General features: G+C 68.1%; 17 protein-coding genes and 7 pseudogenes. 20 read left to right on the top strand and 4 right to left on the bottom strand.

Going from position 1 to position 21,285, the window contains the following annotated elements:
• Window positions 1-7 precede the first annotated feature (7 nt).
• From lysA to ACUDAL_RS17175, 5 genes and pseudogenes are all read left to right on the top strand, one after another.
• Window positions 8-1,297 (top strand): diaminopimelate decarboxylase, encoded by a 1,290-nt coding sequence (gene lysA / locus ACUDAL_RS17195; RefSeq protein ID WP_444678986.1) that lies wholly within the window; start codon window positions 8-10, stop codon window positions 1,295-1,297.
• Window positions 1,297-2,129: pseudogene (gene dapF, locus ACUDAL_RS17190) on the top strand (diaminopimelate epimerase). The gene lysA and the pseudogene dapF overlap by 1 nt, the downstream one beginning before the upstream one ends.
• Before the next feature lie 33 nt (window positions 2,130-2,162).
• Window positions 2,163-2,881 (top strand): annotated as a pseudogene (locus ACUDAL_RS17185) (DUF484 family protein).
• Window positions 2,874-3,794 carry a tyrosine recombinase XerC gene (locus ACUDAL_RS17180; RefSeq protein WP_444678985.1) on the top strand — a complete coding sequence of 307 codons (921 nt, stop codon included), beginning with the start codon at window positions 2,874-2,876 and terminating at the stop codon, window positions 3,792-3,794. The pseudogene ACUDAL_RS17185 and the gene ACUDAL_RS17180 overlap by 8 nt, the downstream one beginning before the upstream one ends.
• Before the next feature lie 264 nt (window positions 3,795-4,058).
• Complete coding sequence (locus ACUDAL_RS17175) at window positions 4,059-4,562, top strand: HAD family hydrolase (protein ID WP_444678984.1); 504 nt, start codon at window positions 4,059-4,061, stop codon at window positions 4,560-4,562.
• Between the two features lie 52 nt (window positions 4,563-4,614).
• Here the strand turns inward: ACUDAL_RS17175 and yihA are convergent, their stop codons facing one another.
• Window positions 4,615-5,235: a ribosome biogenesis GTP-binding protein YihA/YsxC gene (gene yihA, locus ACUDAL_RS17170; RefSeq protein WP_444678983.1), complete on the bottom strand. Its 621-nt coding sequence runs from the start codon at window positions 5,233-5,235 to the stop codon at window positions 4,615-4,617.
• Between the two features lie 258 nt (window positions 5,236-5,493).
• Here yihA and ACUDAL_RS17165 point away from each other — a divergent pair, with 258 nt between their 5' ends.
• From ACUDAL_RS17165 to ACUDAL_RS17145, 5 genes and pseudogenes are all read left to right on the top strand, one after another.
• Window positions 5,494-6,114 (top strand): c-type cytochrome, encoded by a 621-nt coding sequence (locus ACUDAL_RS17165; protein WP_444678982.1) that lies wholly within the window; start codon window positions 5,494-5,496, stop codon window positions 6,112-6,114.
• Window positions 6,115-6,285: 171 nt separating this feature from the next.
• Window positions 6,286-6,933 (top strand): thiol:disulfide interchange protein DsbA/DsbL, encoded by a 648-nt coding sequence (locus tag ACUDAL_RS17160; RefSeq protein ID WP_444678981.1) that lies wholly within the window; start codon window positions 6,286-6,288, stop codon window positions 6,931-6,933.
• 82 nt (window positions 6,934-7,015) lie between these two features.
• A pseudogene (locus ACUDAL_RS17155) lies at window positions 7,016-7,770 on the top strand (endonuclease/exonuclease/phosphatase family protein).
• An 86-nt stretch (window positions 7,771-7,856) separates the two neighbouring features.
• A complete protein-coding gene (locus ACUDAL_RS17150) occupies window positions 7,857-8,405 on the top strand; it encodes a TRAP transporter small permease subunit (protein WP_444678980.1) in 549 nt (182 codons plus the stop codon).
• Between the two features lie 10 nt (window positions 8,406-8,415).
• Window positions 8,416-9,819 (top strand): TRAP transporter large permease, encoded by a 1,404-nt coding sequence (locus ACUDAL_RS17145; RefSeq protein WP_444679424.1) that lies wholly within the window; start codon window positions 8,416-8,418, stop codon window positions 9,817-9,819.
• 4 nt (window positions 9,820-9,823) lie between these two features.
• Here the strand turns inward: ACUDAL_RS17145 and ACUDAL_RS17140 are convergent.
• Window positions 9,824-10,253 (bottom strand): annotated as a pseudogene (locus ACUDAL_RS17140) (YqaA family protein).
• A gap of 38 nt (window positions 10,254-10,291) precedes the next feature.
• Here ACUDAL_RS17140 and thiD point away from each other — a divergent pair.
• The 3 genes and pseudogenes from thiD to dtd all read left to right on the top strand — a co-directional run bounded on the left by thiD (window position 10,292) and on the right by dtd (window position 12,566).
• The gene (thiD, locus tag ACUDAL_RS17135; RefSeq protein WP_444678979.1) at window positions 10,292-11,104 is read left to right on the top strand and encodes a bifunctional hydroxymethylpyrimidine kinase/phosphomethylpyrimidine kinase; all 813 of its coding nucleotides are present in this window, start codon (window positions 10,292-10,294) and stop codon (window positions 11,102-11,104) included.
• 83 nt (window positions 11,105-11,187) lie between these two features.
• Window positions 11,188-12,032 (top strand): annotated as a pseudogene (locus ACUDAL_RS17130) (universal stress protein).
• A gap of 96 nt (window positions 12,033-12,128) precedes the next feature.
• Entirely contained in the window at window positions 12,129-12,566 is a 438-nt protein-coding gene (gene dtd / locus ACUDAL_RS17125; protein WP_444678978.1) for a D-aminoacyl-tRNA deacylase, read from the top strand.
• Window positions 12,567-12,607: 41 nt separating this feature from the next.
• Here dtd and ACUDAL_RS17120 read toward each other — a convergent pair.
• Window positions 12,608-14,558: pseudogene (locus ACUDAL_RS17120) on the bottom strand (ATP-binding cassette domain-containing protein).
• Window positions 14,559-14,637: 79 nt separating this feature from the next.
• Here ACUDAL_RS17120 and ACUDAL_RS17115 point away from each other — a divergent pair.
• The 7 genes from ACUDAL_RS17115 (at window position 14,638) to ACUDAL_RS17085 (ending at window position 20,638) form a co-directional block, all read left to right on the top strand.
• A complete protein-coding gene (locus ACUDAL_RS17115) occupies window positions 14,638-15,171 on the top strand; it encodes a TIGR02444 family protein (RefSeq protein WP_444678977.1) in 534 nt (177 codons plus the stop codon).
• 88 nt (window positions 15,172-15,259) lie between these two features.
• Window positions 15,260-16,279, top strand: a complete 1,020-nt coding sequence (locus tag ACUDAL_RS17110) for a TRAP transporter substrate-binding protein (RefSeq protein WP_444678976.1) — start codon at window positions 15,260-15,262, stop codon at window positions 16,277-16,279.
• A 194-nt stretch (window positions 16,280-16,473) separates the two neighbouring features.
• Window positions 16,474-17,052, top strand: a complete 579-nt coding sequence (locus tag ACUDAL_RS17105) for a TRAP transporter small permease (protein WP_444678975.1) — start codon at window positions 16,474-16,476, stop codon at window positions 17,050-17,052.
• A 22-nt stretch (window positions 17,053-17,074) separates the two neighbouring features.
• Window positions 17,075-18,358 carry a TRAP transporter large permease gene (locus ACUDAL_RS17100; RefSeq protein WP_444678974.1) on the top strand — a complete coding sequence of 428 codons (1,284 nt, stop codon included), beginning with the start codon at window positions 17,075-17,077 and terminating at the stop codon, window positions 18,356-18,358.
• 33 nt (window positions 18,359-18,391) lie between these two features.
• Window positions 18,392-18,835, top strand: coding sequence for a universal stress protein (locus ACUDAL_RS17095; RefSeq protein WP_444678973.1), 444 nt, complete (start codon window positions 18,392-18,394; stop codon window positions 18,833-18,835).
• Window positions 18,836-18,943: 108 nt separating this feature from the next.
• The gene (locus ACUDAL_RS17090; protein WP_444678972.1) at window positions 18,944-19,627 is read left to right on the top strand and encodes an FKBP-type peptidyl-prolyl cis-trans isomerase; all 684 of its coding nucleotides are present in this window, start codon (window positions 18,944-18,946) and stop codon (window positions 19,625-19,627) included.
• Between the two features lie 9 nt (window positions 19,628-19,636).
• Window positions 19,637-20,638, top strand: coding sequence for a poly(3-hydroxybutyrate) depolymerase (locus ACUDAL_RS17085; RefSeq protein ID WP_444678971.1), 1,002 nt, complete (start codon window positions 19,637-19,639; stop codon window positions 20,636-20,638).
• 211 nt (window positions 20,639-20,849) lie between these two features.
• Here ACUDAL_RS17085 and ACUDAL_RS17080 read toward each other — a convergent pair.
• Window positions 20,850-21,083 (bottom strand): annotated as a pseudogene (locus ACUDAL_RS17080) (SCO family protein); the annotation flags it as partial.
• Window positions 21,084-21,285: the final 202 nt, after the last annotated feature.

Here is a 21,285-nt window from a genome sequence, read left to right as displayed (position 1 = left end):
AGCCCACATGGATCACTTCGAATATCGCGACGGCGTGCTCTACGGCGAGGAAGTCCCGCTGGCCCAGGTGGCCGACGCGGTCGGCACGCCCTGCTACGTCTACTCCCGGGCCACCCTGACGCGTCACTTCCGCGCCTACACCGAAGCCCTGGGCGGCCACCCCCACCTGATCTGCTACGCGGTGAAGGCCAACTCCAACCTGGCGGTGCTGAACCTCTTGGCGCGCCTGGGCGCCGGCTTCGACATCGTCTCGCTGGGCGAGCTCGAGCGCGTGCTGGCCGCCGGCGGCGACCCGGCCAAGGTGGTGTTCTCCGGAGTGGCCAAGCAGGAAAGCGAGATGGCCCGTGCCCTCGAGGTCGGCATCAAGTGCTTCAACGTCGAGTCGCGCCCCGAGCTCCAGCGCCTCTCCGCCGTGGCCGAGCGGCTGGGCAGGGTGGCGCCGGTGTCGCTGCGGGTCAATCCCGACGTCGACGCCGGCACCCACCCCTACATCTCCACCGGGCTCAAGGACAACAAGTTCGGCATCCCGGTGGACGAGGCGGTCGACGTCTATGAGCTGGCCGCCACCCTGCCGGGGATCGAGATCGTCGGCCTGGACTGCCACATCGGCTCGCAGCTCACCGAGATCGCCCCCTTCCTCGACGCCCTGGATCGCCTGCTGGTACTGCTCGAGCGCCTGCGCGAGCGCGGTATCACCGTGAAGCACCTCGACCTCGGCGGCGGGCTCGGCGTGCCCTACCGCGGCGAGCGCCCGCCCCAGCCGTTCGACTACGCCGCCTCGCTGCTCGAACGGCTGGCCCAGTGGAAGCACGGCGAGGGTCTGACCCTGCTGTTCGAGCCGGGCCGCTCGATCGCCGCCAATGCCGGCCTGCTGCTGACCCGGGTCGAGTTCCTCAAGCCCGGCGAAACCAAGAACTTCGCCATCGTCGATGCCGGCATGAACGACCTGATCCGCCCGGCGCTCTACCAGGCGTGGCAGGCGATCATCCCGGTCGATACCCGCCTCGAGCGCGAGCGCGCCACCTACGACGTGGTCGGCCCGGTGTGTGAGACCGGCGACTTCCTCGGCAAGGAGCGCGAGCTGGCCATCGCGCCGGGCGACCTGCTGGCGGTGCGCTCCGCCGGCGCCTACGGCTTCGTCATGGCCTCGAACTACAACAGCCGGCCGCGGCCCGCCGAAGTGATGGTCGACGGCGACGCCTTCCATGTGGTGCGCCAGCGCGAGAGCATGGCATCGCTGTGGGCCGGCGAGTCGCTGCTACCCACCGCAGCAGCGACGGACGGAGAGGCGCGCTGATGCTGCTGCACTTCACCAAGATGCATGGCCTCGGCAACGACTTCATGGTGATCGACCTGGTCACCCAGCGCGCCCGCCTGCGCGAGGACCAGGTTCGTCGCCTGGCCGACCGCCGCTTCGGGGTGGGCTTCGACCAGCTGCTGATCGTCGAGCCGCCGCGCTGCCCCGACATGGACTTCCGCTACCGGATTTTCAACGCCGACGGCAGCGAGGTGGAGAACTGCGGTAACGGCGCGCGCTGCTTCGCCCGCTTCGTGCGCGACCAGCGCCTGACCCACAAGAACGAGATCCGCGTGGAGACCGCCGGCGGCCCGCTGACCCTGGTGATCGACGACCAGGGCATGGTCACGGTTGACATGGGCGCCCCGCGCTTCGCCCCCGCCGCCCTGCCCTTCGATGCCACCGAGGACCGTCCGCTGCACGCGCTCGAGGTCGACGGCGAGACGTACGAGATCGGCGTCGTCTCGATGGGCAACCCTCACGCGGTGCTGCGCGTCGACAGCGTGGAGACGGCCCCGGTCGAGCGCCTCGGCCCGCTGATCGAACGCCACCCGCGCTTTCCGCGGCGGGTCAACGTCGGCTTCATGCAGGTGGTGACGCGCCACGAGATCCGCCTGCGGGTCTTCGAGCGCGGCAGCGGCGAGACCCTGGCCTGCGGCACCGGCGCCTGCGCGGCGGTGGCCAGCGGCATTCGCCAGGGCCTGCTGGAAAGCCCGGTGACCGTGCACCTGCCGGGGGCGACCTGCGCATCGACTGGCCCGGTGGCGACGCCCCACTGCACATGACCGGCCCTGCCGAACGTGTCTTCGAGGGGCGCATCGCCCTGACCTGACCCCGGGCCCACCGACAAACGAAGGAGCCTTGCATGACCCGAGCCGCCCCCGAACCGCGCAAGACCCTGGACCCGGACCGGGTCGCCGAATGGCTGGCCCGCCACCCTGACTTCTTCGTCGGCCGCGAGGGCTGCTGCAGCAGCTCAAGGTGCCCCACCCCGAGGCGCAGGGCACCACCTCCCTGCTCGAACGCCTGGTCCACGACCTGCGCCGGCGCGCTGAGCAGGCCGAGTGGCGCCTGGAGCAACTGCTCGAATCGGCGCGCCACAACGAGGCGCAGTTCCGTCGCACCCGCGAGCTGGTGCTGGCGCTGCTGGAGGCCGAGGACGCCGATGCCCTGGGCCAGGCGCTGGCCACGCAGATGGCCGAACGCTTCCAGGTTCCCGCGCTGGCGCTGTGGTGCCCAGCCTCTCTCACCGACCAAGAGCCGTTGCCGCCCCAGCCCCCGCGGCACGTGCTCGATGACCATGCCGGCGTGCGCCTGGCCGCGCTGCTCGACGGCCGCTCCAGCCGCTGCACCCGCCTCACCCCCACCGATTGGGCGCGCCTGCTGCCCCACGCCACCCCGCCGCGTCAGGCCGGCTCCTGCGCCTTGGCACGCCTGAGCATGGGCGAGCCCATGGGCTACCTGCTGCTGGCCAGCCCCGACCCCGATCACTTCCGCGCCAGCATGGACACCCTGTTCACCGAGTACCTCGGCGACGTGCTGGCCCGGCTGCTGTTGCGCCACCTTGCCGCGCGCCATGGCTGACACGCTGCTGCGCCGCCAGCTCGACGCCTGCCTCGACGCGCTGGCGCGCAGCGCCAGCCCGGCCACCGTAGCGGCGTATCGGCACGATCTTGAGGCCCTGGCGGCCTTTCTCGAGGCGCTCGACGTCACGGACGCCACCGCGCTGGACGCCACCCTGCTGCGCCGTTTCCTCGGCGCCGAGCGCAGCCGCGGACTGGCGCCACGCAGCCTGGCCCGGCGTCGTGCTGCGGTAGCGCACCTGGGCGATCACCTGGTCACGCAGGGGCAGCTGGCGCACAATCCCGCGCGACTGGTGCCAACGCCGCGCCAGCCCTCGCACCTGCCCAAGCCGCTGGACGTCGACCAGCTGGCCCGGCTGCTTGACACGCCCCATGACGATACGCCGCTGGCACTGCGCGACCAGGCCATGCTTGAGCTGTTCTACTCCAGCGGGCTGCGCCTGGCGGAGCTGGCCGGGCTTGATCTCGGCGACCTGGACAACCGCCGCGTGCGGGTGCTGGGCAAGGGCGGCAAGCCGCGCCAGGTGCCGGTGGGGCATCGCGCCCGGCAGGCGCTGGACGCCTGGCTCGCAAGCCGGCCGGCGCTGGCCGCTCCCGGCGAAACTGCGCTGTTCGTCGGCCAGCGCGGCGGGCGCCTGGGCCACCGCGCCATCCAGAAGCGGCTTGGCGAGGTGGCCCGCCGCCGCGGTCTGCCCGAGCACCTGCACCCCCATCGCCTGCGCCACTCCTTCGCCAGCCACCTGCTGGAATCGAGCCAGGACCTGCGTGCAGTACAGGAGCTGCTGGGGCACGCCAACCTGTCCACCACCCAGGTCTATACCCAGCTCGACTGGCAGCACCTGGCAGCGAGCTACGACGCCGCCCATCCCCGCGCACGTCGGCGCCAGGATTCATCGACACCGGGTGACGCATGAACACACCGCTGCTGGCGATCACCTTCGACCTCGACGACACCCTGTGGGACAACCACGGTGTCATGGTGGCTACCGAAACCGGCCACTACGCCTGGCTCGACCGCGAGCTGGCCGCCTGGCTGACGATGCGCGGCCAGCCCGCCACGCCGAGCTTCCGGCAGCGCTTTCCGCTGGAGGCCTTCGAGCTGCGCCGGCGGCGCTGGCGCGCGCCTACCCCTGCGCCGCGGCGACTTCACCTGGCTGCGCGAAAGGGCACTGCGGGAGATGCTCGGCGAGTACGGGCTCGCCCCGGCCGCGGCCGAGACCTGGGCGGCCGCGGCCATGGCGCGCTTCATGACCCTGCGCCATCGGGTCGCGCCGCACCCGGAGGTCGAGCCACTGCTGGCGGCGCTGGCCGAGCGCTATCGGCTGGCGAGCATCACCAACGGCAATGTCGACGTGCACCGCCTGGCGCTGGGGCGCTTCTTCCCGGTGGCCATTGCCGCCGGCGAGATGCTCGCCCCCAAGCCCGACCCGCGACCATTCCTGGCAGCCCTGGGGCGCCTGGGCGCCAGCCCTGCCCAGGCGCTGCACGTGGGAGATTCCTGGCGCGAGGACGTGGAGCCGGCCCTGCGACTGGGCATGCAGGTGGCGTGGATCTCGCCCCACCGCGACGATGAGCCGCCCTTGCCGCAGCGGGTGCACCATCTGGCCCACGTACGCGAGCTGCCCACGCTGCTTACCCACCTCACCGGCCGGCCGCACCCGCCCGCCGAAGCCGGCGCATAGCCGGCTCCGGCCAGGGCGCTTAGCCAGTCTTGCCAGGAGGGCTTGGTCAGCCTCAGGGGGCTTGGTCAGCCTCGCCCAGCCAGCCGTCGAGCCGTGCGCAGGCCTCGTCGACGCCCTCGCGCTTGAGCGACGAGAACAGCTGCACCGTCACCAAGTCCTCCCACTCGCGCAGGCGGCTGCGCACCTGCTGCAGGGCGTTCTTGGCCGCGCCGGATTTCAGCTTGTCGGACTTGGTCAGCAGGATATGCACCGGCATCTCCTGGTCGTCGGCCCAGCCCAGCAGGGTCTGGTCGAACTCGGTGAGGGGATGGCGCACGTCCATCACCAGCACCAGGCCGCGCAGCGAGCGACGGCCGCGCAGGTAGTCGGCGAGATGCTGCTGCCATTCGCGCTTCACCGCCTCGGGCACCTTGGCGTAACCGTAGCCAGGCAGGTCGACCAGGCGCCGCTGGGTGTCGTCACCCAGCGTAAAGAAGTTGATCAACTGGGTACGCCCCGGGGTGCGCGAGGTACGCGCCAGCGCCTTCTGCCGGGTCAAGGTGTTGATGGCGCTGGACTTGCCGGCGTTGGAACGCCCGGCAAACGCCACCTCGGCGCCCTCGTCCGGCGGGCACTTGGCCAGCGTCGGCGCACTGGTGAGGAAGCGTGCGATCTGATAGTTGAGTGATGCCATGGCATCCTTTCCCTCGCAATAGACGAAAGGCCCTGGTCGCCAACCTATTGACCTGCATTCCCGAGGCGGGCTTGTTTCGTTATAATGCCGTGTCTTTTGTCTGCGACCTGGGCGCGCTAGTGTACCACCGTGCTCCTGCCGGCAGCGACCGACCCTCGGCGCTACGGGCAGCAGGGCGACCCGGCCTGGAACCTGCGAGGCCTGGGCGGCACCCAGGATGCGTACCGGTAAACAACATAACGGCATAGTGAAACAGCGATGAGAAAGTTACTGGCAAGCCTGGCATTTACCATGGGCGCCGTCGGCGCCGCCCACGCTGACCTGCAAGCGGACGCAGACGCTGCCGCTGGTCGGGAGAGAGCCCAGAGCTGTGCGGCCTGCCATGGCCAGAACGGCATCAGCTCCATGGCCGCCTTCCCGCACCTGGCCGGGCAGCAGATGTCCTACACGGCCAAGCAGATCATGGATATTCGCGATGGCCGCCGGCTGGTGCCGGAGATGGCCGGCCAGGTCGACGACTTCTCCGACCAGGACGCCTGGGACGTGGCTGCCTACTATGCCCAGCAGGACGCCAACATCGGCCAGGCCAACCCCGACGAGGAGCTGCTGGCCCGCGGCGAGGAACTCTACCGTGCCGGCGACATGGCCAAGGGCATTCCCGCCTGCGCGGCCTGCCACACGCCCACCGGCCAGGGTATCGACACCGCCATCTATCCGGCGCTTTCCGGCCAGTTCGCCGAATACACCATCGCTACGCTGCAGGACTTCGCCTCCGGCGAGCGCAGCAACGATCCGAACAACATGATGGGCGATATCGCCTCCAAGATGAGCGATGCCGACATGACCGCCGTGGCCAACTACATTCACGGCCTGCACTGACCCACCGCCATCGCAGCGCGCGGCCGCGGCCGCCGACAAGCGGCGGCCCTAGGGCCGCCCTTGCCATATCGGTCCGGCGCGTCGGGAACCAGACCCCGCCGCGCACTCCAATGGCTCGATGTCGATCTTGTCGCGCCCGCCAAGCGCCGTTTCTCAAGGAGTCCAGCCGCAATGCTCAACCCCTCCCGCCTGCTTCAATCCGCCCTGCTCGCCGTGGTGGGCCTAGGCCTGTCGACCCTGGCCAGCGCCAACCTGGTCGAGGGCCAGCACTACGAAGTACTGCCGCAGCCCGTCGAGACCCGCGTCGAGGAGGGCCAGATCGAGGTCACCGAAGCGTTCTGGTACGGCTGCCCGCATTGCTACAACCTGCAGGAGAGCGTGACCGCCTGGTACGAGACCCTTGACGATGACGTCAGCGTGGTGCACCTGCCCGCCACCATGGGCGGCGACTGGAACACCCATGCGGTGATGTTCTATGCAGCCGAGTCGCTGGGCATTCTCGAGGAGGCCCATGCCGATATCTTTGCTGCCATCCACGAAGAGGGCCAGCGCCTCAACAGCACCGACGGCATCGCCCGCTTCCTCAGCCAGTACGGCGTGAGCGAGGAGGAGGCCCGCCAGGCACTCGACGCCTTCGCAGTGAAGGCCCAGGTCAACCAGGCCCATGCCCGCATGCGCGCCATGCGCCTGATGGGCGTGCCGGCGCTGATCATCGACGGCCGCTACCTGGTGACGCCGAGCAGCGCCGGCAGCCTGGCCAACATGCCGCAGATCGCCGATGCCCTCATCGAACGCGTACGGCAAGAGCGTGAAGACTGATCCCCAGCTCGAGCTTTCGCACCTGGCCGATGCCAAGACGCCGCCCCTCGAGGGCGGCCATCTCAAGCTGCTCACCTTCAACATGCAGGTGGGCATCCAGACGTCGGCCTACCATCACTACCTGACCCGCAGCTGGCAGCACCTGCTGCCGCACCCGCACCGCCAGCGCCGCCTGGACATGGTCAGCGACGTGCTCAAGCGCTTCGACATCGTCGGGCTGCAGGAGGTGGACGGCGGCAGCTTTCGCTCCAACCACATCAACCAGGTGGAATACCTGGCGATGCGCGGGGCTTTCCGCACCATTTCCAGCAGCTCAACCGCAACTTGGGCCGCTTTGCCCAGCATAGCAACGGCCTGCTCTCGCGCCTGGCTCCGAGCGGCATCGAGGAGCACCGCCTGCCCGGCACCCTGCCCGGGCGGGGCGCCATCCACGCCCGCTACGGCGAAGGCCCCGATGCCCTGCATCTGTTCGTCGCCCACCTGGCCCTGAGCCACCGCGGGCGGGTTCGCCAGCTCGACTACCTCAGCGAGATCATCCAGCCGCTGCGCCACGTGGTGGTGATGGGCGACCTCAACTGCACGCCGGATCAGCTGCACACGCATTCACGCTTCTGCGCCTCGCTGCCGCTGCACCCGGTGCGCCCGCTGCTCAGCTACCCTTCATGGCAGCCGCGCCGCGCGCTGGACCACATCCTGCTCTCCGACTCGCTGGAGGCGCAGGACGTACGCGTGCTCGATCACCTGTTCTCCGATCACCTGCCGATTGCCGTGGACGTGGCGCTGCCGCCCGCCTGCCTCGAGGTGCTCGCCGAGCTGCGCAGGCAGCAGACTCGCTGAGGGCACTCCCTCCGGCCCGGGGATGACGCCTGGCATGGAATCGGCGATGATGCGTTCCCTAATTGTGTCGACACGGGACAGTACCCATGCAAACCGCGAACCGAGACCCGGTCCTGCTGGCATGGCTTGACGGCTTTACCGAGGTCGTGGGCCGCTCCATCGCCTGGCTGGTGGTCATCATGATGGTAGTGCAGTTCGCCATCGTGGTGATGCGCTACGTCTTCAGCATCCACAGCATCGTGATGCAGGAGTCGGTGATGTACATGCACGCCATGGTCTTCATGCTGGGTGCCGCCTGGACGCTGCGTCACGATGGCCACGTTCGCGTCGACATCTTCTATCGCCGCCTCTCCGCCAAGGGCCGGGCCTGGGTCGACCTGCTGGGCACCCTGTTCCTGCTGTTCCCGGTGGTACTGTTCATCGCCTGGTCGAGCTACGGCTACGTGCGCAGCAGTTGGGCGATCCTCGAACGCTCGCCCGACGGCGGCATCCCCGGGGTCTACCTGCTCAAGACACTGATCCTGGTGATGATGGCGCTGCTCCTGCTGCAGGGCGTGGCTCAGGTGATTCGCCAGCTGCTGATCCTGCGCGGCAAGGCGCCGGGCAATACTATCGCTCACGACGAGGTGGTGTGACGTGGAAGCATTGCTCGAGTTCATGCCACTGTTCCTGTTCTTCAGCGTCTGCGTGGTGCTGATGCTGGGCTACCCGGTTGCGCTGGCGCTGGCCGGCACGGCGCTTATCTTCGCCGGCCTCGGCCACTTGCTGCTGCAGATGGGCGTGCCGGTGCCCTTCGAGGCACGCATGATGGGCGCCATGCCCAACCGCCTCTACGGCATCATGACCAACCAGACGCTGCTGGCCGTGCCGCTGTTCGTGCTGATGGGGGTGCTGCTGGAGAAGTCGCGGGTGGCAGAAACCCTGCTTGACGCCATGGCCATGCTGTTCGGTAACTTGCGCGGCGGGCTTGGCATCTCGGTGATCCTGGTCGGCATGCTGCTGGCCGCGTCCACCGGCATCGTCGGCGCCACCGTGGTGACCATGGGCCTGCTGTCGCTGCCAACCATGCTCAAGCGCGGCTACTCGCCGGCGCTGGCCACCGGCACCATCTGTGCCACCGGCACCCTGGGGCAGATCATTCCGCCCTCCATCGCCCTGGTGCTGCTGGGCGACGTGCTCTCCAACGCCTACCAGCGGGCGCAGCTGGCCATGGGCGTATGGAGCCCGAAGACGGTGTCGGTGGGCGATCTGTTCGTCGGCGCCCTGATCCCTGGCCTGCTGCTGGTGGTGGCCTATATCGTCTACGTGACCGCAATGGCCTGGCTGAAGCCGGAAAGCGCCCCGGCCGCCGACCGCGAGGCGCTCAAGCAGGAGCTCGGGCACACCGGCAGCCTGTGGCCGCTGCTGATCAAGGGGCTGATACCCCCGGTGCTGCTGATCGTGGCAGTACTCGGCTCGATCCTGGGCGGCTTCGCCACCCCCACCGAGGCCTCCGCGGTGGGCGCCACCGGCGCCTTCCTGCTGGCGCTGCTCAATCGTCGCCTCAACCTGGAGATGCTGCGCGAAGTGGTGCAGACCACCGCCAAGGTCACCAGCATGGTGTTCCTGATCCTGATTGGCGCCGCGCTGTTCTCGCTGGTGTTCCGCGCCTACGGCGGCGAGGAGCTGGTCAAGGCGATGTTCGAGGCGCTGCCCGGCGGGGTCTTCGGCGCCACCCTGGTGGTGATGCTGGTGATCTTCCTGCTCGGCTTCATTCTCGACTTCATCGAGATCACCTTCGTGGTGGTGCCGATCGTCGGCCCGGTACTGCTGATGATGGGGCTCGACCCGATCTGGCTCGGCATCATGATCGCGGTGAACCTGCAGACCTCGTTCCTGACCCCGCCGTTCGGCTTCGCGCTGTTCTACCTGCGCGGCGTTACCCCGGACTCGGTGCCGACCTCAGCCATCTACCGCGGAGTGACGCCCTTCATCCTGCTGCAGCTCGGCATGCTGGTGGCACTGGCCCTGTTCCCGGGGCTGGCCACCTGGCTGCCCTCGGTGCTGTAGCGGGCTACTGGCAGAGCGGGGCCAGCCACGCCTGAGCGAGCACCAGCACCACGGCGTAGCGCGCCCCTTGGCCACGCTGATCAGCAGGATGGCCCGCCACCAGGGCAAGCGGAAGACGCCGGCCAGCACGGTGAGCGGGTCGCCGATCACCGGCGCCCACGACAGCAGCAGGCTCCACTCGCCGAAGCGGTGGTACCAGCGCTCGGCGCGTACCAGCCCCTGGGGCGAGGCGGGAAACCAGCGGCGGTCCTGGAAACGCCGCGCATAGCGACCCATCCAGACATTGATCAGGCTGCCCAGGGTATTGCCACTGGTGGCCACCAGCCACAGCATGAAGGCCGGCTCGCCCAGGCACCAGAGCCTGGCCAGCCACACCTCGGAGCCCCCGGCAGCAGGGTGGCGCTCACCAGCGCCACCAGGAACAGGCTCAGCATCCGCGCCTCCTCTAGGTATCCATTTGCGAGACGACGCCATGACGCACCACCGCCCCATTCCCAACGTGCTCACCATCGCCGGCTCCGACCCCAGCGGCGGTGCCGGCATCCAGGCCGACCTCAAGACTTTCTCGGCGCTGGGCGCCTATGGTACCAGCGTCGTCACCGCCTTGACCGCGCAGAACACCCGCGGCATGCGCGGCGTGCATCCGGTACCGGTGGAGTTCATCCGGCTGCAGCTCGACACCCTGCTCAACGACGTGAGCATCGATGCGGTGAAGATCGGCATGGTCGCCAGCCGCGAAGTAGCCGAGGCGATTCGCGACGCCCTGGAGGCCAGGCGACCGCGCTGGATCGTGCTCGACCCGGTAATGGTGGCCAAGAGCGGTGACGTCCTGGTCGAGCGCGTTGGCATCGCCGCCGTACGCGAGGTGCTGGTGCCGCTGGCCGACCTGATCACCCCCAACCTGCCGGAAGCTGCCGTGCTGCTGGATGCGGCAGCTCCCACCTCGCGGCAGGCGATGGCGGAGCTGGCACCGCGCCTGGCGGCGCTGGGCACCGGCGCCGTGCTGCTCAAGGGCGGGCACCTGGCCGGCCCTTCCTGCCCCGACCTGCTGATGACCGAGAACGGCACCCACTGGCTGGAAGGCAGCCGGATCTCCACCTCGAATCTCCACGGCACCGGCTGCTCGCTCTCCTCGGCCATCGCTGCCCGGCTGGCGCTCGGCGACGCCTTGCCCGAGGCGGTCACGGCCGCCAAGCAATGGCTGGAAACAGCGCTGGTCGAGAGCAGGCGGCTGGATGTGGGTCGAGGCCACGGACCGGTGCACCACTTCCATCAGTGGTGGTAGCACCTCACCCCTTGCACCCGACCCAAGCGACGCCCATGCTGAAGTCTGTCCCCGTCAGGCCATCTGTCACGGAGAGAGACCTCATGACCCAGACCCTGCTGTTCGCCAGCGATCTCTCTGCCGAGAACCGCGCCGCCTTCGCCCGGGCCATACGCCTGGCCAACGAAGGCGGCGCGCGTCTCGACATACTCCACGTGCTCGACCCCTATCTGCCCCGCCGGGTGCTGCACGACCTGGAGGAGGCCGTGGTGGCCGACCTGCACAGGACCCTGACGGATATTCGCGAAGACTACGCCCAGCCGGAGCCCTGCACCCTGGTGCAGACGGTGGCCGGCGCCCCCTATGCCGAGATCATCCGCGAGGCCCACGACCGCCAGGTCGACATGATCATCCTCGGTGCCCACCGCAAGCGCGGCCAGCCCGACCTGGTGGCCGGCACCACCCTGGCCCGGTGCTGCGCAGCGCGCCCTGCCCGGTGCTGTCGGTGACCCAGCCGGCCAACCGCGACTGGCAGGAGATCCTGGTGCCGGTGGACTTCTCGCTGGCCAGTCGGCACACCCTGCGCGAGGCGCTCAAGCGCTTCCCCGAGGCACACCTGACCCTGCTGCACGCCTGGGACATTCCCGGCGAGCGCGAGCTGGGCTCGGACAGCGAATACGCGCGCTGGCGCGACCGCGAAGTGGAGCGCCTGCGCTGCCTGCTCGAACGTGAAACGGACCAGCTGATGAGCGAGCTCGACAGCGTGCCCGACGTGGAGCTGGTGCTGGAGCGCGGCGATCCGCTGGAGGTGCTGATGACTCGCCTGCGGCGCCAGCCGCCCGACCTGCTGGCACCGAGCAGCCGCGGCCAGCTGGGGCGCCACAGCCCCATCACCGAGGCGCTGCTTGCCGAGCCGCACTGCGACATCATGCTGTGCCGCGCCTGGTGAAAGAGAGGCTACGAGCGACAGTGCCAGGCGTGTCAACAGCCTCTGCCAGGCGTGATACTCTTTCGGCCAACTTGAGTTAGAAAGGAAGCTCGCCGGATGAAGGCCCTGATACAGCGCGTGCGCCGCGCCAGTGTCACCGTGGATGAGCGCAGGGTGGGCGCCATCGAGCACGGCCTGCTGGCGCTGGTGGGGGTGGAAAAAGGCGACGACGAGGCCGCCGCCGACCGGCTGCTGCACAAACTGCTGCGCTACCGGGTGTTCAGCGACGCGGCGGGCAAGATGAACCTCGACCTGCAGCAGGTCGACGGCGGGCTGCTGCTGGTCTCGCAGTTCACCCTCGCCGCCGATACCCGCAAGGGGCTGCGCCCGAGCTTCTCCAGCGCCGCGCCGCCGGCCGACGGCGAGCGGCTGTTCCACTACCTGCTCGACCGCGCCCGGGCGGCCTGGCCCCGGGTCGAGAGCGGCGAGTTCGCCGCCGACATGCAGGTCGAGTTGATCAACGACGGGCCGGTGACGTTTCTGCTGGAGAGCTGAAGGCACCAGGCTGGCCGCATTCCGCGGCTGATCCGGGCATGTCAGGCCCCGCTTTCGAGCAGCTCCGCTTCCATCGCCTCGAGCGCCTCTTCGGCGGCCAACCACTCGGCTTCCAGCGTCTCCAGCCGTGACTTGAGCTCGCCCTGGCGGGCCAGCCGCTCGGTGAGCTCGGCCTTGCGCGCCGGGTCGGTGTAGAGCTCGGCCTCGCCCAGCGCCTCCTCCACCGCGGCGAGCTCCGCCTGGGCCTGCTCCAGCGCCTGCTCGGCGCGGTCGCGCACCTTCTTCAGCGGACGCAGCTTCTCGCGCAGCTCGGCGGCGGCACGGCGGCTCGCCTTGCGGTCCTCCTTGGGCGCAGCACCCTCCGCCTGACGCTCGACCTTGTCGGCCCGTGCCTCGCGCCGCTCGCCCTCCAGCCGCGCCTTGAGCCAGGCGCGGTAGTCCTCCAGGTCGCCGTCGAAGGGCTCGACGCGATGGTCGGCGACCTTCCAGAACTCGTCGACGGTGGCGCGCAGCAGGTGGCGGTCGTGGGAAACCAGGATCACCGTGCCCTCGAAGCTGGCCAGCGCCTCGGTCAGCGCCTCGCGCATCTCCAGGTCGAGGTGGTTGGTAGGCTCGTCGAGCAGCAGCAGGTTGGGCTTGCGCCACGCCACCAGCGCCAGCGCCAGGCGCGCCTTCTCGCCGCCGGAGAAGCGCCCCACTTCGCCGAAGGCGTCGTCGCCCTGGAAGCCGAAGCCGCCGAGGAAGGTGCGGATCGCCTGGTCGCTGGCGGTAGGCGAGAGCCGCTGCACGTGCAGGAAGGGGTAGCGCTCATGTCGAGCCCTTCGAGCTGATGCTGGGCGAAGTAGCCGATGGCCAGGTGCTCGCCGGGGATTCGCTTGCCCGCCAGCAGCGGCAGCTCGCCGGTCAGCGTCTTGATCAGGGTCGACTTGCCCGCCCCGTTGGGGCCCAGCAGGCCGATGCGCTGCCCCGGCAGCAGGGTCAGCTTGACCTCGTCGAGCTGGACCTTCTCCACTCCCGCGGCGTCGCGGTAGCCGAGTCGCGCCTGGTCCAGCACCAGCAGCGGCCGGGAGCTCTTGTCGGCGGCCGGAATGGTGAAGTGGAACGGCGAATCGGCATGGGCCATGGCGATGTCGCCCATGCGCTCGAGCATCTTCATGCGGCTCTGGGCCTGGCGCGCCTTGCTCGCCTTGGCCTTGAAGCGCGCCACGAAGCGTTCGATCTCCTCGCGCCGGGCCTGCTGCTTGGCTGCCTCGGCCTGCTGCAGGGCCAGTTTCTCGGCACGGGTGCGCTCGAAGATGGAGTAGTTGCCACGGTAGAGCACCAGCCGGCGCCGGTCGAAGTGAACGATGTGGTCGCACACCGCGTCGAGGAAGTCGCGGTCGTGGGAGATCAGCAGCAACGTGCCGGGGTAGCGCGTCAGCCACTGCTCGAGCCACAGCAGGGCGTCGAGGTCGAGGTGGTTGGTGGGCTCGTCGAGCAGCAGCAGATCCGACGGCATGAATAGGGTGCGCGCCAGGTTGGCGCGCATGCGCCAGCCGCCGGAGAAGGCCGACAGCGGGCGGCTCAGATCGGCCTGGCTGAAGCCCAGCCCGATCAGCAGCTGGGCGGCGCGAGCCGGGGCGCTGTAGCCATCCAGCGCCTCGATGTGGCCATGCAGCTCGGCTTCCCGGTGGGCGTCGCCGCGCTCGCGAGCCGCTGCCAGGTCCGCCTCGGTCTGGCGCAGCTCGCGGTCGCCGTCGAGCACATAGTCGATGATGGCACGGTCCAGCGCGTCGACCTCCTGGGCCATGTGGGCGATGCGCTGCCCCCGCTCATCTCGATCTCGCCGCGGTCGGGGGCAAACTGGCCGAGCAGCAGGCCGAACAGGCTGGACTTGCCGGCGCCGTTGGAACCGACGATGCCGGCCTTGTGGCCGGCATGCAGGGTCAGCTCGGCGTCCTCGAGCAGGGTCTGGGTGCCGCGTTGCAGGGCAACCTGGCGCAGTGCAATCATGCAGGCTCCAACTGGCGATAAAAGGGTACGGTCGCGGCGCGAGACTCGCTATCGAGACAGCGGCAGCGACATCCGGAACATGAGCGACGATTCTACCGCAACCCTGGCGTCTCTGCGGGCCGGGCTTGCCGCCGACCCGCTGTGGGACTTCGCCCTCTCCTTGTATGCCCGCCCCGGCGTGGAGGCGGCCTGCCTGCTGCTGCAGGACGAGGCGGGCCTCGATGTCTGCGAGCTGCTGTGGCACGCCTGGCTCTATCGGCACGGGCTGAGCCTGGCCGAAGCGCCCGTGGCGCTGGACGAAGTACACCGCTGGCAGCGCCAGGTCACCCTACCGCTGCGTGAGCTGCGTCGCCGGTTGAAGCCCGATGCCCGCGCCCGTCCCGGTGTGGCCAAGGTGCGTGGCGAGGTTCAGCGAGCCGAGCTGGCCGCCGAGCGCGAGGCCCTGCTGCGCCTGCAGCAAATGGCGCTCGAACCCACCACCCGGCTGGATTTTCTCCCTCATGCAAGGTTGGCGAATTTCCTCGCAGATCGCTATCAACTACAGAAAAAATCACAACTTTTGGCGCTTGAAACGCTGGAATGCCAGCTTGACCACCTGAGGCCTGCGCGCTAGCCTGAAAAAGACTTACAGTCCAAAGTGGCTGATTAACGCCTGCTGATGGGAGCATTTCACAGGCCAAACCGGTAAGGAGATCATAATAATGAAGGCAACCCAGTTGTTGACCACTGCCAGTATCGGCGCTCTGCTGTTCGGCATGTCGGCTGCCGCACACTCTGCGAACTGGCGTTACGCGCATGAGGAATTCGAGGGTGATGTTCAGGACGTTTTCGCCGTCGCCTTCAAGGAGTACATCGAGGAAAACTCCGATAATACCGTTCAGATTTACCGTTTCGGCGAGCTGGGTGAATCGGACGATATCATGGAGCAGACCCAGGCCGGCATCCTCCAGTTCGTCAACCAGTCGCCCGGCTTCACCGGCGCGCTGATCCCCGAAGCCCAGATCTTCTTCATCCCCTACCTGCTGCCCACCGACGAAGAAACCGTGCTGCAGTTCTTCGACGAGAGCCAGGCCATCAACGAGATGTTCCCCGAGCTCTACGCCGAGCAGGGGCTCGAACTGCTCAAGATGTACCCGGAAGGCGAGATGGTCATCACCGTGGATGAGCCGATCCGCCGCCCCGAAGACCTGCGCGGCAAGAACATCCGCACCATGACCAACCCGCTGCTGGCGGAAACCTACCGCGCCTTCGGCGCCACCCCGACGCCGCTGCCCTGGGGCGAGGTCTATGGCGGCCTGCAGACCGGCATCATCCAGGGCCAGGAGAACCCGATCTTCTGGATCGAGTCGGGTGGCTTGTACGAGGTGTCACCGCACCTGGTCTTCACCGGCCATGGCTGGTTCACGACCGCGATGATGGCCAACCAGGACTTCTTCGACGGCCTCTCCGAGGAGGAGCAGCAGCTGGTGCGTGATGCGGCCCAGGCCGCCTACGATCACACCATGGAGCATATCTCCGGGCTGGCCGACGAGTCGCTGCAGAAGATCCAGGAGTCGTCGGATCGGGTCACCGTTACCCGCCTCGACGAGGATGAGATCCAGGCCTTCCGCGAGCGTGCCCCGCAGGTCGAGCAGCGCTTCGTCGAGATGACCGGCGATCGCGGCCGTGAACTGCTCGAGCAGTTCAAGGCCGACCTGGAAGCCGTGTCCGGCGGCGAGTAAGCCTCGAGCGGCTTGTTGCATGCGCATGCAAGGGGTGGCCACCGGCTGCCCCCTGCCGTTTGCGCCGACCTTCGAAGCTGCGGCCATTCAACGTTGAAGCCCGTTGCACGACAGCCCGCTTCAGTTGCGTACCCTTTCAGCAGGAAACAACCGCTACCCATCCTTCAGGGCAGCCACCCCAGGAGACCGGTCGCATGACGGAAGAAGAATCGGAAAAGAACTACCGCTCCACGCTACCCGGCCCGCTCGGTATCGCCGACACCTGGATCAGCAAGACAGAAGCCGCCATCCTGGCGCTCGGCGTGATCCTGATGGCCGTGAATACCGTCTCCAACGTGATCAGCCGTTTCGTGTTCGGCGAAAGCCTGCATTTCGCCGAGGAGGTCAACCGCATCCTCATCGTGATGATCACCTTCGCCGGGATCGGCTATGCGGCGCGGCACGGGCGACATATCCGCATGTCGGCCTTCTACGACGCCCTGCCCACCGGCGGCCGGCGCGCCCTGATGATTCTGATCTGCCTGTTCACCGCGCTGGTGATGTTCGTGCTCTGCTACTACTCCATCGGCTATATCCAGACCCTGTATAGCCGCGGGCGCGTGCTGCCTTCACTGAGCATCCCGGTGTGGATGATCTATCTATGGGTTCCCATCGGCTTCGCCATCACCGGCATTCAGTACCTGCTCACTGCCTTCAAGAACCTGACGTCGCGTGACGTCTACCTGTCGACCCATGTGGTCGATGGCTACAAGGACACCGAGACGGAAGTCTGACGCCGGGAAAGGAATAACAACCATGACAGCCATCATCATCACCATCATGATCGTGCTCCTGCTGCTGGGGTTTCCGATGATGATTCCCCTGGCCACGGCGGCCTTCGTCGGCTTCTACATGACCTTCGGCGGCCTGGGGCAGATGGAAACCCTCATCCAGCAGATGATGGGCGGCATCCGGCCCACGGCGCTGATCGCCGTGCCGATGTTCATCCTCGCCGCCGACATCATGACCCGCGGCCAGTCGGCCCACCGCCTGATCGACATGGTCATGAGTTTCGTCGGCCACATCAAGGGCGGGCTGGCGGTGAGCACCGCCGCCTCCTGCACCCTGTTCGGCGCCGTTTCCGGCTCTACCCAGGCCACCGTGGTGGCGGTGGGTTCGCCGCTGCGCCCGCGCATGCTCAAGGCCGGCTACAAGGACCCCTTCACCCTGGCGCTGATCATCAACTCCAGCGACATCGCCTTCCTGATTCCGCCGAGTATCGGCATGATCATCTACGGGGTCATCTCGGGCACCTCCATCGGCGAGCTGTTCATCGCCGGTATCGGCCCCGGCCTGCTGATCCTGCTGATGTTCTCTGCCTACTGCGTGGCCTACGCCGTGATCAAGGATGTGCCCACCGAGCCCAAATCGACCTGGCGCGAGCGCCTCACCGCGGTGCAGAAGGCACTCTGGCCGCTGGGCTTTCCGGTGCTCATCGTCGGCGGCATCTACGGCGGCATTTTCAGCCCCACCGAGGCCGCCGCGGCCTGCGTGCTGTATGCCGTGCTGCTCGAGTTCGTGATCTTCCGTTCGCTGAAGCTGCCAGACATCTATACCATCGCCAAGTCCACCGGCTTGATCACCGCCGTGGTGTTCATCCTGGTGGCGGTGGGCAACGGCTTCTCGTGGATCATCTCCTTCGCCCAGATCCCCCAGACCCTGCTCGAGGCATTCGGCATCAACGAGGCCGGGCCGGTGGGCGTGCTGATCGCCATCTGCGTGGCCTTCTTCATCGCCTGCATGTTCGTCGATCCCATCGTGGTGATCCTGGTGCTCACACCGATCTTCGCCCCGGCCATCGCCGCCTCCGGGCTCGACCCGGTGCTGGTCGGCGTGCTGATCACGCTGCAGGTGGCGATAGGCTCGGCAACGCCACCCTTCGGCTGCGACATCTTCACCGCCATCGCGATCTTCAAGCGACCCTACTGGGAGGTCATTCGCGGCACACCGCCCTTCGTCTTCATGCTGATCCTGGCGGCCGCCCTGATCATCATGTTCCCGCAGATCGCGCTGTTCCTGCGCGACATGGCCTTCCGCTGATGAGCACCACCACCCGCTGAGGAGAGAATCGCCATGTTCAATCGGATGCTGGTCCCGGTGGACGGTTCGAAAGGCGCCCTGAAGGCGCTGGAAAAGGCGGTCGGGCTGCACCTGCTGACCGGCGCCGAGATCTACATCCTGTGCGTGTTCAAGCACCACAGCCTGCTGGAGGCCTCGCTTTCCATGGTGCGGCCCAACAAGCTCGACATTCCGGACGACGCCCTCAAGGAGTACGCCACCGAGATCGCCGTGCACGCCAAGGGCGAGGCCGTGGCGCTGGGCGCCGATCCGGCCCGGCTGCGCGCCTTTGTCAAGGGTGGGCGCCCGTCGCGCACCATCGTGCGCTTCGCACTCAAGCGCGAGTGCGACCTGATCGTGATCGGCGCCCAGGGCACCAACGGTGAAAAGAGCCTGCTGCTGGGCAGCGTGGCGCAACGGGTGGCCGGCTCGGCCTACTGCCCCACCCTGGTGGTGTAGCCGAGGGGCTGCGGCAATCGCTCGGATGCGGAACCGGTTGGGCCCTGATAGAGTCCGAGTACTGCCTGTAAGCTAGCAAGGCCCAACGCCTCACCAATAGGACTCCGCATGAAGACACTGCTGACTTCCGCTTCCCTGGTCGCGCTGATGGCAGCGGCGCCGCCGGCGCTGGCCGCGCCGGAAAGCGAGAACGAGCGCCTCAGTTACAGCCTCGGCATCGCCTACGGGCAGAGCATCGCCCAGGAGTACCCCGAGCTGGATGTCGACGCCTTCGCCGCGGCGATTCGCGACATCATCGAAGACAACGAGCTGGCCATGGACACCGAGGAAATGGCCGACACGCTCAGCCGCTTCCAGCAAGCGACGATAGCCGCACGCCAGGCCGAGATGCAGGAGATGGCCGAGGCCAACCTGGCCGAGGGCAAGGCGTTCCTGGAAGAAAACCAAGCGCGTGACGAGGTCACCACCACCGGCTCGGGGCTGCAGTACGAAGTGCTGGAGAGCGGCGACGGCGAACAGCCCGGGCCCTCCTCCCACGTGGCGGTGCACTACGAGGGCACCCTGGTCGACGGCACGGTCTTCGACAGCTCCTTCGAGCGTGGCCAGCCGGTCAGCTTCCGCGTGGATCAGGTGATCGAAGGCTGGCAGGAAGCGCTGCAGCTGATGAGCGTGGGCGACACCTGGATGCTCTTCATTCCGCCCGAGCTTGGCTACGGCGCCCAGGGCCAGGGTCCGATCGGCCCCAACGAGACGCTGGTGTTCCGCGTCGAGCTGCTCGACGTGATGGACTGAGCGCCGGCCATGCACGCTTCTGTCGCGCTTGCTACCGCCGCCCTGCTGCTGCCCACCGCCGCCCTGGCCGACGCCACCCCCGCGGACCTGCCACGCCTGGGAACCTCCAATGAGGCCATCAGCGTGATCGGCGTCTCGTCCGGAGGCTACATGGCCACCCAGCTGGCGGTGGCCTGGCCCGACCGCTTCGAAGGGCTGGCCGTGCTGGCGGCCGGACCCTGGAGCTGCGCCCAGGGCGGCCTGGGGCGCGCCCTGGCCCAGTGCATGGGCACCCGACGCGGCCCGCCGGAGCTCGACGTCCTCAACCGTCGCCTGCGCGACTACCAGGCACGGGGCCTGGTGGGCGAAGCCATGGATCTGGCCGAGCTGCGCGCCTACGTGTGGCATGGCGATGACGACGGTGTCGTGGCGCCGGCCCTGGGCAGGGCGCTGGCCGAACAGCTGGCCGACTGGTTGACCAACCCCGCCGACCAGCTCGAATTCGTGCTGGCGCCCGATATCGGTCACGGCTGGCCCGTGCGCACCGACGAGCGCATCCCGCCGACCTGGCTTGCCCAGTGTCGTACCGGCGGCGGCACCCACCTGCTGGCGTGTGGGCAGGACATCGCCGGCGAGGCGCTGCAGTGGCTGCATGGCGGGCTGACGCCGCCCAGCACGGGCGCGGCAAGCGAAGGCAGCCTGCTGGCCTTCGATCAGTCCGATTTTCCCGCACGGGGGCTCGGGCCGGTCGGCTATGTATGGATTCCCGAAGCGTGCGAGGCGGGCGGCTGTGATCTCACTGTCGCCCTGCACGGCTGCGGCATGGCCCACGAGCAGATCGACGAGGCCTTCGTGCGGCATAGCGGGCTGAACGAGTGGGCGAGCGCCAACCACCGCGTGGTGCTCTACCCGCAGGCCGGCACCAGCCTGGCCAACCCCCAGGGCTGCTGGGACTGGTGGGGGTTTGCCGAAAGCACCTGGCAGCTCGACCCCTGCACGACACCCGCGAAGGGGTGCAGGTGCGCGCCCTGATGGCGATGATCGAGCGCCTGGAGGCGCCGGCCGCGCCCTGAGGGAGTTCGTGACCCGACTCGACTGGCCCGCGGTTCAACCGCGGGCCAGTTCGTTTTCCAGCGCCGACTGCAGGGGAAGGGGTGGGCGAGTAGAGCACGCGCTGGCGTATGCGCCCGTGCCGGTCGACCAGATAGAGCGAAGAGCTGTGATCGACCGTGTAGGGCATGGCCGATTCCGGCGTCTCCACCCGGCGATAGACCACGCCGTAGCGCGCCGCCAGCTCCGCCAGCTGTGCCTCGGTGCCGGTAGCGCCGATGAAGTCCTCGCCGAAGAAGCCCACATACTGGGTCAGGCGCTCCACGGTGTCACGCGCCGGATCGACCGTGATCATCACCGGCACCACGCGGCGGCGCTGCGCCTCGTCGAGCTCCTGCATGACCTGACGTATCACCGCCATGCTCATCGGGCATACGTCGGGACAGTAGGTGTAGCCGAAAAAGAGCACCGCCAGCTGGTCCTCGTCGAGCTGGTCGAGCGAGAACGGCCCAGCGGTCGAATCCAGTTCCACCGGCCCGCCGCGTGGCCCCTCGGGCTCGCCCGTGAGCTGCTGGTACCAGGCCAGGCCACCGGCAACCACCAGCAGCACCAAGGCACCGAATACCCAG

Origin of the sequence: Halomonas sp. E19, assembly GCF_052439355.1 — a bacterium.
Lineage (GTDB): Bacteria > Pseudomonadota > Gammaproteobacteria > Pseudomonadales > Halomonadaceae > Halomonas.
This window is presented reverse-complemented; position numbering and strand designations above follow the sequence as displayed.

Bases quoted from the DNA above. Each gene is read 5' to 3' on its own strand.
- lysA (WP_444678986.1), top strand. From the start codon at position 8: ATGGATCACTTCGAATATCGCGACGGCGTGCTCTACGGCGAGGAAGTC.
- ACUDAL_RS17180 (WP_444678985.1), top strand. From the start codon at position 2,874: ATGGCTGACACGCTGCTGCGCCGCCAGCTCGACGCCTGCCTCGACGCG.
- ACUDAL_RS17175 (WP_444678984.1), top strand. From the start codon at position 4,059: ATGCTCGGCGAGTACGGGCTCGCCCCGGCCGCGGCCGAGACCTGGGCG.
- yihA (WP_444678983.1), bottom strand. From the start codon at position 5,235: ATGGCATCACTCAACTATCAGATCGCACGCTTCCTCACCAGTGCGCCG.
- ACUDAL_RS17165 (WP_444678982.1), top strand. From the start codon at position 5,494: ATGAGAAAGTTACTGGCAAGCCTGGCATTTACCATGGGCGCCGTCGGC.
- ACUDAL_RS17160 (WP_444678981.1), top strand. From the start codon at position 6,286: ATGCTCAACCCCTCCCGCCTGCTTCAATCCGCCCTGCTCGCCGTGGTG.
- ACUDAL_RS17150 (WP_444678980.1), top strand. From the start codon at position 7,857: ATGCAAACCGCGAACCGAGACCCGGTCCTGCTGGCATGGCTTGACGGC.
- thiD (WP_444678979.1), top strand. From the start codon at position 10,292: ATGACGCACCACCGCCCCATTCCCAACGTGCTCACCATCGCCGGCTCC.
- dtd (WP_444678978.1), top strand. From the start codon at position 12,129: ATGAAGGCCCTGATACAGCGCGTGCGCCGCGCCAGTGTCACCGTGGAT.
- ACUDAL_RS17115 (WP_444678977.1), top strand. From the start codon at position 14,638: ATGAGCGACGATTCTACCGCAACCCTGGCGTCTCTGCGGGCCGGGCTT.
- ACUDAL_RS17110 (WP_444678976.1), top strand. From the start codon at position 15,260: ATGAAGGCAACCCAGTTGTTGACCACTGCCAGTATCGGCGCTCTGCTG.
- ACUDAL_RS17105 (WP_444678975.1), top strand. From the start codon at position 16,474: ATGACGGAAGAAGAATCGGAAAAGAACTACCGCTCCACGCTACCCGGC.
- ACUDAL_RS17100 (WP_444678974.1), top strand. From the start codon at position 17,075: ATGACAGCCATCATCATCACCATCATGATCGTGCTCCTGCTGCTGGGG.
- ACUDAL_RS17095 (WP_444678973.1), top strand. From the start codon at position 18,392: ATGTTCAATCGGATGCTGGTCCCGGTGGACGGTTCGAAAGGCGCCCTG.
- ACUDAL_RS17090 (WP_444678972.1), top strand. From the start codon at position 18,944: ATGAAGACACTGCTGACTTCCGCTTCCCTGGTCGCGCTGATGGCAGCG.
- ACUDAL_RS17085 (WP_444678971.1), top strand. From the start codon at position 19,637: ATGCACGCTTCTGTCGCGCTTGCTACCGCCGCCCTGCTGCTGCCCACC.